The following is a 12,701-nucleotide window of genomic DNA, read 5'->3' on the forward strand; positions in this document are numbered from 1 at the left end:
GAAGGCGCATTTGCATTTCTTCAGTGCAGGAATGGCAGTGCCGCTTTTCTGGTGTGTCTGGTATGGGGGGATAGAGCCGTGCGCCTCACCCTTGCGCCTCGGATTGAATAACTGGCCTCCGGCCGGCCTTTCCATGGCTGGGTTCTGAACCTGCGTTGACAAACGCCCCATCAGTTTTCTCCCTTGCGCGGCGCGTTGCCGCAAAACTGTCACAAAAAATGTGCCTTAAAAAAACACGGATCCAAAGCGCTCATTTGAGACCTTAATGATACCTATTTGGCATCAAGGGATGGAAGTTGGTCCCGCAAAGCGAGCACGGCGTGATCGAAAAACATGCCCGGCGCAAGCGCAAGAGCACGCAGAGACGACGTTACCACACAGAGCCTGTCGGCCTGAAGCGGCGCATCTGACAAAGGTTTGAAGATCAGGACACCGTTCGCAAGATCGTCCTCACAGCCAATCAACGTCTGAAAGCCGATCACCTGTTCCTCCCGGGCAAGAGCCCGCATCAGCCTGAGAGAATTGGCTTCGACATAGGTGCGTGATGCTCCGGGTATCCGGCTGCGTACGATGTCGAGGCGCGTGCGGAGCGACAGACCCTCTGCCGGAAGCGTCACCGGATATTTCAGGCAGTCCTGTAAACCCAGCGATTTCGCACCCGCCAGCGGATGGTCTGGGCGCATCAACGCCCCGATGACGAGATCATGGTGAAAGGCGATGGTCAGGGCGGAGGTTTCCGGCGGATCGAAGGTGAAGCCAACATCCGCTTCCGCGGCTTCCACCTTGCGTGCAGCTTCCTTTGAAGAGGAAATCGAGACGTTCACATGAATGCCGGGATAGCTCTTGCGGAAAGAGCTGATGACCGCCGGGAGGAGCTTCTCGGCAACGCTTTCAACACTAGCGATCGACACCGTACCCCGGCGCAGCCCCTTCAGAGCGTCGAGTTCGGCAACCGTGCCCTCGAAATCGGAATAGGTGCGCCGGATGTGGGCCAGCAGCAGTTCCCCGGCCTGAGACAGACGCAGACGTCGGCCGACACGGTCGAAGAGTTGCAGGCCGAGGGCTTGTTCCAGCCAGAGTACCTGCCGGTTGACGGCAGAGGACGCCACATTGAGGTCCCGGGACGCCGCGCGGATCGAGCCAGCTTCGGCGACGGCCAGAAAATAGCGCATCGCCGGGCTGTAGAGATTTCGAGACAAATCCAGTGCTCGTGCGGATCGCATCAGGTTCCCGGCCTTACGGGATCAGAACTGTCGTGCCGGTGGTTTTTCTCCCCTCGAGATCCTGATGCGCCTGAACGGCATCCGCGAGCCGGTACTCCTGGTTGACGCCAATCTTGACGATTCCTTTCTGGACGACATCGAACAGTTCGCCTGCCGTTGCCTCCAGCGTTTCGCGGCTGGCAATGTAACTGAAGAGCGTCGGCCGCGTTGCGAACAGGGAGCCTTTCTGGGCGAGAAGCGCCAGGTTGAAATCGGTTATTGGGCCAGAGGATTGACCGAAGGTGACCCAAAGGCCCCGCGGTTTCAGGCAATCGAGCGATCCTGGATAGGTGTCCTTGCCGACGCTGTCATAAACGACGTCACAGCCTTTGCCGCCGGTGATATCCTTCACCCTGTCGACGAAATTTTCTGTCCGGTAGTTGATCACATGATCGTAGCCGTGGGCCTTGGCCAGTTCTACCTTGGCTTCCGACCCGGCGGTGCCGATGACGGTCGCGCCGAGGTGCGATGCCCATTGACCGGCAATCAGACCGACCCCTCCGGCGGCCGCGTGAAACAGCAGCGTTGTATCGGGACCGACGGAAAAGGTCTGTCGCAGAAGATATTGGGCGGTCATGCCCTTCAGCATCATGCCGGCAGCGGTCTTATCGTCGATCCCTTCTGGCAGAACGACGAGCCTGTCAGCGGGAACGAGTCTTTCCTGGGCATAGGCGCCGAGCGGGCCAACGTACGCGACCCGGTCTCCCGGATTAAGGTGCGTCACGCCTTCGCCAACCGTCAGAACGACCCCTGCCCCTTCGTTACCAGGGGAGAAAGGGACACCGTTCGGGGCCGGATAGAGGCCGGAGCGGAAATAAGTGTCGATGAAGTTTAGGCCGACCGCAGTGTGCCGGATACGTGCCTCGCCCGGGCCGGGTTCGCCGACTTCGATCTGTTCCCAGCGCATAACGTCCGGTCCGCCGGTTTCGTGTACGCAGATTGCTTGAACCATGACTTAATCCCCGAAGTGGCGGGCCGAGACCGTTTTGGTCTTGCGGCAATTGATGTTGGCAAGACCATAAATGATTTCAACGCCATCGGGAAAGGTCATTCGGAAGCGGAAATAGCCGTTGGACCTTCCGTCGTCTCGCGCCGGCCAGGTTTGGCGTGACAAAACGGCCGTGCACCGGCGCTTGCGACTGCGCCGATGCTTAAAAAAAGCTACCTGATGCGGGAAAAGATCAGTCGACCCTGTCGAGCAACTGCTGAACGGCGGAGACCAGCAGCAAATAAAAGCTGGCTGCGGTGAACAACCATGCGACCGGGCCGTCAAGCGCCATGCCATCAAGAATGGCGTAAGCCGCAAGGCCCATCCAGATCAATGTCACCGGCAAGGTGATCATGCGCCACCGGCGTACACGGACAGGATGGACAAACCGGACGGGAGCGAATGTCAATGCGCAGCACAGGAGCACGAAGATGATCGTGAAGCTCTGCGATGGTGACAGAACCATCAGCCCGAACACCACCATGTTCCAGCCTGCGGGAAAGCCCTTGAAGGAGCCGTCCGGCGTCTTCATGCCGTTGTCGGCAAAATAGAGCGCGCCAGTGAATACCACGAGCCCGCCACAAATCCAGTTCCAGGGACTGGACAGCATCAGGCTCCAGGAGAGCGCGAAGGCCGGAAGAAACACGTAAGTGGCGTAGTCGATAACAAAATCCAGAGACGCTCCCGACCAGCGAGGCAGGCGTTCTGCAATCTTGAAACGGCGAGCCAGAGGCCCATCGATACCGTCAACGAAAAAGGCAAGGCCAAGCCAGGCAAACATTTCGGCCCAGTTTTCGCGGGCACCTGCCAGGAGGGCGATAAGTGCAATGGGAGCGCCGGAAGCCGTAAGGATATGGATCAGGAACAGAGCAGGCTCAGTCCTCTCTTTGCCTGGTGTGATATCCGCCACGGGGTTTCCTCGCTTTTGTGATCCGAACGCGACATGCTGAAGCGTTGGCGTTCTGAGATGTGTCCTGTCTGCCATGGGCCTCAAACCCTTTGGCGCACACATCGACGCTGATACGATCCTTTATTGCAATCGTATGACAGTGTGAACCTAAAAAACAGTCCCTACGCCAATAGCGGTGAATTTAGCCTGTCGCGTTTCCCAAAAGGATGAGCGAAACAAGGACGCCTGCCCAGACCAGCAGACCAGCCCCTATCGCGGGAGGCAGGACCCGGCTCGGGAAGGTTTTTTCAACGGCCATCAAGGCACCGAGCAGGGCGATCCAGACGATGTTCATCAGCCCGACCGCAAACATGACCGTCATGACAGCCCAGCAGCAACCGAGACAAACCCAGCCTTGAATCAAGCCTTCCCGGAAGCCCGGGAGGATACCGGGCGTCCCCTCGTCCGTAACGAACACCCAGCGCGGATACCAGCATCTGCTGAGGCAGGCCTTTTTGGCCGGTGTAAACTGGTATAGCCCGGCTGCGAGAAGGACGGACGCCGTCAAGGCCATACTGGCCGGGGCCATCATATTTGTCATCGCGCCGGCAACAGACAAGGCCCACTGAGCAGCGGTGGCGACAACGGCATATCCGAGCCAAACTGCAAGGTAGCCAAACATTGCGGCAACCACAGGCTTTCCGGATACTGCGGTGTTGCCGGGTCGAACTGCAAGCGCCGAATGATAGGCGCGGAGCATCGGAATGGCTGTCGGCAGCATCATTGCGAGGGCCATCATCGCCCACATAAGGAAGATTTTCGCCAGATCGATAGCCGTCATGTCTGTGCCTGGCATGCCGAAAGTGGCGCTCGTTGGCAGACAAAGGACGGCAAGTGCGGCTCTTGCTTCTGCCGGCAGACCTGCGAACTGGTTGAAACTGTTGAGAATCACCATGCCGGGTCCGGCTTCGCTCATGTCCATTACCGGCACCATGTCGGCGACCATCGCAATCAGATATGCCCAGCCGGAGACACTCAAAAGGGCAACAAGCGCCAGCACAAGCGGCCAGCCACGTTGGGGCTGCTCCCGATTGACTGAACCGGTTTCATTGGAACGGATGGTGCGTAAGCTCGTCATGGTGACCGTGAAACGAGGTATCTTTTGATGTGCTCGTGATGTCTTAAAGCATTTTCGGGATACGGGATTTGATATTACTCATATCCGGTGAAGTACGCCCTGCGTGTATTCGTCCCGTTGATTTTGAACCGGCAAACAGCAATTAAGTCGGTACGCATAAACCAGATGGATCTTTGTCATGGCCAGCAGCCACCCGCGGGAACAGTTTGATATCGCAGTCGTCGGCGGAGGCCCTTCCGGGCGTATTGCCGCTCTTGCCTTGGCTCAACAGGGACTGGCTTGTGTCCTGATTGCGCCTGCGGCTGACCAACAGGATGGCCGCACCACTGCGCTGTGGCAGAAATCCATAGATCTTCTTCGCGACATTGGTGTCTGGCCGGCCATCGAAGGCAATGCCGAGACCTTGAAAAAGATGCGGATGATCGACAGCACCGGTCGGCTTTTCCGAGCGCCTGAAGTCATCTTCGACTGCACTGAAATTGGCTTGGAAGAGTTTGGTTTCAATATCTTGAATAGCGAACTTAATGTCGTTCTTGAAAAAGCCTGTGCTACCCAGCACGGCCTTGAGGTGATCGTGGACACCGTCAAGGGTGCCGAGTTTGGAGATGAACGGGCTACACTTTTTACAAGCGGCGGCAGGACAATTTCCGCAAGGCTCGCAGTAGCCGCCGATGGCCGCAAGTCCACGCTGCGCGAAGCTGCCGGGATCGAGGTGAAGCGCTGGTCTTACCCTCAGGTTGCCGTCGTTCTGAACCTGGAGCACCGTCTTCCTCACCAGCAGATATCGACAGAATTCCATGCTCCAACGGGCCCGTTCACACTGGTCCCGCTGCCCGGTCGGCAGTCGTCGCTGGTTTGCGTGGAAACCGCGGAAGGTGCAGCAAATCTGTTGGCGATGACCGATGAGGACCTGGAAGCAGAGCTCGAACGGCGCGCGCATTCCATTCTGGGAAGCTTCAAGTTGGCGTCAAAACCGCAAAGCTTCCCGCTCGCCGGGCTTACGGCCACTTCCCTTGTGGGGCCTCGTCTTGCACTTGTTGGCGAGACCGCTCACGTGTTCCCACCCATCGGCGCCCAAGGGCTGAACCTGTCCATGAGAGACATCCGCGACCTGACCACTGTCGTGGCCGCTGCTACGCGCTCTCAAGCTGACATCGGCGGCAAAACCCTCCTCGCCTCCTACGAAAAGAAACGGTTCAGCGATATCCGGTCACGTACCAATGCTGTGGACGTGCTGAACAGATCTCTGCTGACCGAATTCCTGCCGGTTCAGGCTGCTCGAAGCGCGGGCATGTATCTGACCGGTAAGGTTGGGCCATTGCGGCGCATCCTCATGCGGGAAGGAATAGCGCCGGGAACGGCGTTTCAACTTCACAGGTAAGCGGCTATGGCGCACTGTTTTCAAGCGCGCGGTTTCGCAGCCGCGCGTTTGGCAGTGTGGTACGTCAGGGCCATGGCAATCATCTGGCGGAGCGCATTCTCAGGCAGAGGCTTTGACAAAGTGAAGTGAACGCTTCTGTCGCCACCGAAAACGAGACCCGGGAACATCCCGCGCCAATCGGAGACAAGCGATGCTTGGCAATTGACGAAAAGAGCAACATCCCCTTCCCCGGATTTGTCGCGGTCGATCCTGATGGTCGTTCCGGTTTTCGGCCGCATCGTCACATAGCTGGCTTCACCCCATTTCAGGGTTTCCTCCAGTTCTCCGACATCGTCCCGCTGCGTTGCAATCTCAACGATCATAGCTCTGATCGTCAGCAGCCTGTCTCGTATCTCCGGCGGATAGCTTTTGATCAACGCAAGAACGTTGGGATTGTCCTTCACGGCAAAACCTCTTGTTCTTCAGCGGCTGTTTCCGCACGGGTTTATCCACCCGTCGGCAGGAAGCCGCTGGTCAACGCCCAGATGAAGCCGGTCACCGTAATGATCGACAAGGCTGTTCCGATCAGTACGAAACTCGATGCTCGCTGAACATAGGTTCCATATTGCTGCGCGATGACAAAGACGTTTGTTGCGGGTGGAAGGCAGGACATCAGGACCGCGGTGGCGATCCAGTTGGGATCGAAGCCACCCAGCCAGGTCAGCAGCAGGAAAATCAGGATCGGGTGCAGCAGCAGTTTCACACCCAGCACAATCGGCAGTTCCAGGGGAATCCGTCCGATGGGTCGCAAGGCAATGCTGACGCCCATCGCAAACAAGGCACAAGGCGCGGCCGCATTGCTGAGGTAACGGAGCAGCGTATCAATCGCTTGCGGTGGCTTGATCTGGAACGCGGCGGCTATCACACCGGCAATGGTTGCCAGAATAAAGGGGTGGGTGAAGATCCTGATTGCGATCTTCTTCAAGGTTCCAAGGATTGATTCGTCGTCCGTACCGGCCAATGCCATCATCAGCGGTGCCAGAATGAACATCAGCGCGTTGTCAAAGGCCAGGATGAGGGCTGTCGGAACAGTTGCCTGCTCGCCCAGAACGGCCAGCGTCAGGCCAGGCCCCATGTAGCCGATGTTGGAATAGGCTCCGGCGATGCCCAGGATGGTGGATTCGCCAATGTTGCCCCGCGTTGCCACCACGCCGATGCAGAAGGAGATCGCGAACACGATGTAGGTCGTGAAGGTCGTCGCGGTGATATAGGACGCGTTTGCCAGTTCCTCGATCGGTGTTTCGGACAGCAAACGGAAGAAAAGCGCCGGAAGTGCCAGGTAGATCACGAAGAAATTCATCCAGCTCAGACCTGCCTCCGGCAGGTTCTTGATCTTGCCGGCCCCGAAGCCGAGAAGGATCAGTCCGAAAAACGGAAGAGCCAGTGAAATGACATTCTGCATTCAATTACCAAAGATGAAGACGACGCGCTGCATGGCGGTTTGGTGGGTCTCAAGGCGCTTGCATCTTGCGCCTGGCTTGGATATGGACGCGTGACTTGCAGGTCACTCCGGTGATCCGCATTCCAATCAGGTCTGAGGGCGCATCGCAAGGCCCCATTCATTCGGACAAGGTCGGAAGGCCCTCTTTTCCAGACGGGCGGACAACATGAGAGCATTCGGTCGTAATGTCCCGCAAAAAAAAGCAGCGTAAACACCCGAAGCTGACAGCTGTGCAAAACCGGGTGGAAGGCTTAGCGCTGACTGTGGCCATCTGGCTTTTCCGCCTGATACCCGTCGACATTGCTTCCTACGTCATGGGCGCCTTCTGGCGCCGGCTTGCGCCGTTCAATGCCAGGCACAAGCGTGCCCTGCGGCATCTGAAGAAGGCTTATCCAAACATGCCGCGCACCGAGCGCGAACGGATTGTTGGCGGGATGTGGGAAAACCTTGGCCGTGTCGCGGCAGAAACCTTCCATATCGACCGTCTTCTGAAACAGGACTATCGGTTCGAGGCGGTGGCGGACGAGATCAGCGAACAGGTACTGAATGGAGAGCGTGCCTGCCTGTTCGTATCGTTTCACAGCGCAAACTGGGAGCTGTGCGTACAGCCCGCGGTGCGCCGCGGTATCGTGATTACCGGGGTCTATCAGGCTTTGCGCAACCCGGAAGCCGACAAGGCGCTAAAATCCCTCCGGAAAGACCTCTACAAGGGCGGTCTGCTGTCGAAGAGCCATCAGACTGCGCGAAAGATCCTGGCGACCCTGAAAAGCGGCGGGCTTGTCGCCATGATGGGCGATCTGCGAGAAACGCGGGGCGTGCAAGTCCCCTTCTTTGATCAGATGGCCTACGCAACGCCTGTTCCGGCCTCTCTTGCCAGGTCCTGCAACGTACCGATCGTTCTGGGCCGGGTCGTGCGCAAGAAAGGCGTTCATTTCCGGATCGAAGCACAGGCTGTTCAAGTGCCGGTGACGGAAGACCGGCAGGCGGATATCGAGGCCGTAACAGCGCGTATCCACGCGATTTTCGAAAGCTGGATCCGCGAACATCCCGAACAGTGGATGTGGATCCACAAGAAGTGGGCGCCTCCAGGCAAAACCTCGGCGCAGAAGCAGGCTCGTCGCGCTGCAGCCGCACGTTTGGAAGACGATTAGCCAGTTCTCCTTTCGGGGTATGGTTGCAGCGCAACATTGGCGTTATAGCTATGTCTTCAACTGGTGGAGGACAGCTGTTTCATGAGAACCCCAAGCGCATTCTACAAGCCGCTCGCCATCGGCGCGCCGGACCCCTACCACGAACGTCCCGTTTCGCTGGAGCGCATGATCCATTTTGTCCCACCGCATATCGAAAAGATGCGGTCCAAGGTGCCGGACCTGATCAAGAGCGTCGATGTCGTGCTAGGCAACCTGGAAGACGCAATTCCCGCAGATGCCAAGACGGATGCCCGCAGAGGGTTTATCCAGATGGCACAGGACAACGACTTCGGCACTACCGGTCTTTGGACCAGGGTCAATTGTCTGAACAGCCCCTGGTTTTTGGACGACCTCCTGGAAATCGTGCCTGCAGTTGGTGAAAAGCTCGATGTGGTGATGCTGCCCAAGGTCGAAGGCGCGTGGGACATTCACTACCTTGATCAGCTACTTGCGCAACTGGAAGCCAAGGCCGGTCTTTCCAAACCGATCATGATCCACGCTATTCTGGAAACAGCGGAAGGCGTGAAGAATGTCGAGGAGATTGCAGCGGCGAGCCCGCGTATGCATGGCATGAGCCTCGGGCCAGCAGACCTTGCTGCGTCGAGGGGCATGAAAACCACACGGGTTGGCGGCGGCCACCCGGACTACGCGGTGCTGTCCGACGCGGACGGGGCAAGCAGTCGGACCGCTTATCAGCAGGATCTGTGGCACTATACAATCGGCAAGATGGTCGATGCCTGCCTGTCTTACGGCCTGAAACCGTTCTACGGACCTTTTGGAGACTTTTCTGACGCCGCAGCCTGTGAAAGCCAGTTCCGCAATGCTTTTCTGATGGGGTGCCTGGGGGCCTGGTCCCTTCACCCGACCCAGATCCAGATCGCGAAAAAGGTCTTTTCGCCGGATCCTGGAGAGGTTGCATTTGCACGGAAAATTCTTGAAGCAATGCCGGACGGCACCGGTGCGGTGATGATTGATGGCAAGATGCAAGATGACGCGACCTGGAAGCAGGCGAAGGTGATCGTTGATCTTGCGAAACTGGTTGCATCGAAGGACGCGGAACGCGCGGAGGTCTATGGCCTTTAGACTTTCGCAAGGCTCGTCGTCTAAGGTTTAATGTTACAATGCTTGCACGCAGGCTGCCGACACGGTATCCCGGCAGTGCATGCAGTATGCGGACGAGTAACCATGCGAACGGCAAAATTCAGAATTGGCCAGGTCGTCCGGCACCGGATTTACCCCTTCCGGGGCGTGATTTTCGATGTCGATCCGACCTTCAGCAATACGGAAGAATGGTGGAACGCGATCCCGGAAGACGTGCGTCCTTTGCGCGATCAGCCGTTTTATCATCTCCTCGCTGAAAACGAGGAAACCGAATATGTGGCCTACGTCAGCGAACAGAACCTGGAAGCGGACATGACCGGAGAACCGGTGCGCCATCCGCAGGTGGAAGAAATTTTCGAGGAACAGACCGACGGGTCCTATCTGCCACGCAGCGTGGAGATCCACTGAACGGACCTGTGGTCTGGCTTGCCTGCTGACATGGGTGTTCAAATACGAAAAAGGCCGGAACTTTCAAAGTTCCGGCCTTCTTCAATTCTGAAAACGCAGTTTCTTACTGGCTCTGCTTTTGAGCGTCGATCAGCTTCTGACGTGCTTCGTCGGCCCGCTTCTGCAATTCGCTCTGCAGCTCTTCCTGACGCTTTTGCAATTCAGCAAGGTTCATGGGCTCGCCGTCGTACACCTTGGTGAAGCCGATCAGGGTCATCTTGAAGACGATTTCCTTGGCTTGCTGGTTGTACGGAGCCACAATCATTTCGCCACCCTGCTTCATGGTGTTGATGAAGGAGTCATCAATCGCCAGTTCTGCATAGCAGGCGTTGGGTGCGCAGATGCTGTACTTGCCCTGAACGGGCTTGCCGTCATCGATCTGAATGCGCACGCCAGGCTGGATCAGAACGCCGGTCGGTACGGCGACCAGCAGCTTCTTGCGGGCTTCCCCCTCAGTTTCCTGAATGGCAATGTTGCTCAGGAACTGGCCGGTATTGGTGCGCAATTCAATCGAAATAAAGCAGATTTGCTTCTGCGTGTTCGGATTGGTGTTACACGCTTTCGTCCATGGGCTTTTTTCTTCCTGGGCGATTGCGGGTGCACCAGCAAAAGAAGACACGGCTACGAATGCACCTACTGCACATCCGAACAATCCTCTTTTCAAAACACTCGTCATCGAAACGTCCTCAATCGTGCGTGTACGAAACTTTCGCGTTGTTCTGGGGCATTCCGGAACCAACCGCAAGGCCCGTAACAACATTCAAACCGTTAAACCATGGTAAGACACTTAATTTGGGCGAGAGGGTGGCCGATTTGCAACGCACCCCAAATGGTCAATTCAAACCTGAATATCTTGAGGTTTGTTGTTTGTGCCGGGCGCGTCGCTGTTAACCGTGTGCTATTCTGAAGCTTGGGAATCAACAGAATCTCCGGCGGTGGTGATGCGTAGTTCGATAGTTTCCGGTCTTCTTATTCATGCCGGCAAGGCGATCGGTTTGGCGGCTTCGTCCGTTTGTGTGCTCGTATTGACATTCAGCCTTCCTGCCGCAGCGGACGAAGAAACCGTTCCCTGGACGCATGCCATCGCCATGCATGGGACGCCCGCCCTTGGTCCTGACGAGCCTTTTCCCTACGCCAACCCCGATGCGCCCAAAGGCGGCACAATTAGTCTTGGTGTCCAGGGAACCTTCGACAGCCTGAATTCCTTCATCGTCCAGGGGGGCTGGACGTCGGCCCGCGGTATGCGGGAGCGTGAATTCGGCAACAATGTCCTGGAAAGCCTGATGGTTCGCTCCTATGCGGAGCCCTTTTCGCTCTATGGGCTATTGGCCCAACGCGTGCGGATGCCGGACAGCCGGGAATGGATCGAATTCGAGCTTAACCCGGACGCCAGGTTTTCCGACGGAACGCCTGTTACCGTAGAGGATGTCATCTTTTCTCTGGATGTTATCCGCGACAAGGGCCGCCCGCCTTTTCGCAATTGGTACGCAGCCATTACCGAAAAGCAGGTGACCGCGCCGAACCGGCTGAAGCTGGTGTTCGGAAATGGAGACAATCGCGAATTGCCCCTTCTGATTGCACTGGCTCCTATCTATTCGAAGGCCAGCACCGATGCGGAAAACTTCGACAAATCATCCTTGAACCCTCCAGTGGGGACCGGGCCTTACACGTTCAAGACAATCGAGCCGGGCCGGCTGGTTGTTTATGAAAAGAACCCGGATTACTGGGCCAAGGATCTGCCGGTAAAAGCTGGTTTCGACAATTTCGATGAAATCCGGATCGAGTATTTCCGCGACGAAACCACATTGCAGGAATCCTTCAAAAAGGGCCTTGTTCAGGCACTTCAGTTCCGCGACCCCGCCCGTTGGGCAACGGGCCTTGATTTTCCGGCGGTGAAAAACGGCGACGTGCTCAAGCGTGCGATTCCGCTTGGTATCCCCGCCGCCATGCAAGGTATCGCGTTCAACACCCGCAGGGATCAATTCTCCGACCCTGCCGTGCGCAAGGCTTTGCGCATGCTGTTCGATTTCGAGTGGGTGAACCGAAACCTTTACTATGGCCTCTACACGCGTACGGCCGGTTACTGGGACAACTCGGAACTATCGTCGATCGGCCGCCCTGCTAGCGATCGCGAAAAGGAGCTTCTTGCCCCCTTCCCCGACGCGGTCGACCCTGAAGTCATGGACGGCACCTGGCGTCCGGCCGAAGCTGATGGTTCGGGCCGGGACAGGAAAGTACTACGGGCGGCGCTCGAAGCGTTTGGTAAGGCAGGCTACAAGCTCAAGGACGGCAAACTTGTTCACGCCGAAAGCGGCAAGCAGCTTTCTTTTGAAATCCTGGCGAAGAACGAAGACGAAGAGAAGCTGGCCCTTGCCTATATCCGGACGCTGGAGCTGCTCGGTGTTGAGGCAAGCGTACGCAGTGTCGATCCCACCCAGTTCGAAGACCGCAGGACCAAACGTGATTTCGATATGGTGTTCAATACTTGGACCGCCTCGTTGTCCCCGGGAGCCGAACAATATGGCCGCTGGTCGTCAAAAGCTGCGGAAACAGAAGGCTCCTTCAACTTTGTCGGCGCAAACGAACCTGCAATAGACGCAATTATCGATGAAATCGTCGGAGCGCGGAGCCGGGACGATTTTGTCTCCGCCGTTCGCGCATTCGATCGCGTTCTGATTTCCGGCGCCTATGCAGTACCGCTTTACCATGTCGCAGACGATTGGGTTGCTCACTGGAAGCAGGTCGTACCACCTCAAAACGAGTCGCTTTATGGCCACGAGTACGACACCTGGTGGTCAGCCACGGCGCAATAATCGGACCAATGG

At 57.2% G+C, this 12,701-nt stretch carries 12 protein-coding genes; 5 read left to right on the top strand and 7 right to left on the bottom strand.

The annotated features are described in order from the left end of the window. Nucleotides 1-272: 272 nt before the first annotated feature. The 4 genes from V1T76_RS16675 to V1T76_RS16690 all read right to left on the bottom strand — a co-directional run bounded on the left by V1T76_RS16675 (nt 273) and on the right by V1T76_RS16690 (nt 4,277). Nucleotides 273-1,223 (bottom strand): LysR family transcriptional regulator, encoded by a 951-nt coding sequence (locus V1T76_RS16675; protein WP_330561772.1) that lies wholly within the window; start codon nt 1,221-1,223, stop codon nt 273-275. A gap of 13 nt (nt 1,224-1,236) precedes the next feature. Next, the gene (locus V1T76_RS16680; RefSeq protein WP_330561773.1) at nt 1,237-2,214 is read right to left on the bottom strand and encodes a quinone oxidoreductase family protein; all 978 of its coding nucleotides are present in this window, start codon (nt 2,212-2,214) and stop codon (nt 1,237-1,239) included. A 229-nt stretch (nt 2,215-2,443) separates the two neighbouring features. Beyond that, nucleotides 2,444-3,160, bottom strand: a complete 717-nt coding sequence (locus V1T76_RS16685) for a CDP-alcohol phosphatidyltransferase family protein (protein ID WP_330561774.1) — start codon at nt 3,158-3,160, stop codon at nt 2,444-2,446. Between the two features lie 181 nt (nt 3,161-3,341). Continuing rightward, nucleotides 3,342-4,277, bottom strand: coding sequence for a DUF2182 domain-containing protein (locus tag V1T76_RS16690; RefSeq protein ID WP_330561775.1), 936 nt, complete (start codon nt 4,275-4,277; stop codon nt 3,342-3,344). Nucleotides 4,278-4,455: 178 nt separating this feature from the next. Between V1T76_RS16690 and V1T76_RS16695 the strand changes: the two genes are divergently transcribed. Then, nucleotides 4,456-5,658 (top strand): UbiH/UbiF family hydroxylase, encoded by a 1,203-nt coding sequence (locus tag V1T76_RS16695; RefSeq protein ID WP_330561776.1) that lies wholly within the window; start codon nt 4,456-4,458, stop codon nt 5,656-5,658. A gap of 20 nt (nt 5,659-5,678) precedes the next feature. On the opposite strand, the gene V1T76_RS16700 is transcribed toward V1T76_RS16695, so the two are convergent. Together V1T76_RS16700 and V1T76_RS16705 are read right to left on the bottom strand one after the other, a co-directional pair. Then, nucleotides 5,679-6,101 (bottom strand): DUF1801 domain-containing protein, encoded by a 423-nt coding sequence (locus V1T76_RS16700; RefSeq protein WP_330561777.1) that lies wholly within the window; start codon nt 6,099-6,101, stop codon nt 5,679-5,681. Between the two features lie 41 nt (nt 6,102-6,142). Further along, nucleotides 6,143-7,099 carry an AEC family transporter gene (locus tag V1T76_RS16705; RefSeq protein ID WP_006934390.1) on the bottom strand — a complete coding sequence of 319 codons (957 nt, stop codon included), beginning with the start codon at nt 7,097-7,099 and terminating at the stop codon, nt 6,143-6,145. Between the two features lie 224 nt (nt 7,100-7,323). On the opposite strand from V1T76_RS16705, the gene V1T76_RS16710 reads away from it, so the two are divergent. The 3 genes from V1T76_RS16710 to hspQ all read left to right on the top strand — a co-directional run bounded on the left by V1T76_RS16710 (nt 7,324) and on the right by hspQ (nt 9,837). Beyond that, complete coding sequence (locus V1T76_RS16710) at nt 7,324-8,289, top strand: lysophospholipid acyltransferase family protein (RefSeq protein WP_330561778.1); 966 nt, start codon at nt 7,324-7,326, stop codon at nt 8,287-8,289. 81 nt (nt 8,290-8,370) lie between these two features. Further along, nucleotides 8,371-9,411, top strand: coding sequence for an HpcH/HpaI aldolase/citrate lyase family protein (locus tag V1T76_RS16715; RefSeq protein WP_330561779.1), 1,041 nt, complete (start codon nt 8,371-8,373; stop codon nt 9,409-9,411). Between the two features lie 102 nt (nt 9,412-9,513). Next, complete coding sequence (gene hspQ / locus V1T76_RS16720; RefSeq protein ID WP_022998644.1) at nt 9,514-9,837, top strand: heat shock protein HspQ; 324 nt, start codon at nt 9,514-9,516, stop codon at nt 9,835-9,837. 103 nt (nt 9,838-9,940) lie between these two features. Here the strand turns inward: hspQ and V1T76_RS16725 are convergent, their stop codons facing one another. Further along, nucleotides 9,941-10,495 (bottom strand): invasion associated locus B family protein, encoded by a 555-nt coding sequence (locus V1T76_RS16725; RefSeq protein ID WP_330561780.1) that lies wholly within the window; start codon nt 10,493-10,495, stop codon nt 9,941-9,943. A gap of 322 nt (nt 10,496-10,817) precedes the next feature. Between V1T76_RS16725 and V1T76_RS16730 the strand changes: the two genes are divergently transcribed. Then, the gene (locus V1T76_RS16730; RefSeq protein WP_330561781.1) at nt 10,818-12,689 is read left to right on the top strand and encodes an extracellular solute-binding protein; all 1,872 of its coding nucleotides are present in this window, start codon (nt 10,818-10,820) and stop codon (nt 12,687-12,689) included. Nucleotides 12,690-12,701: the final 12 nt, after the last annotated feature.

Origin of the sequence: Roseibium sp. FZY0029 (assembly GCF_036350355.1) — a bacterium.
Lineage (GTDB): Bacteria > Pseudomonadota > Alphaproteobacteria > Rhizobiales > Stappiaceae > Roseibium.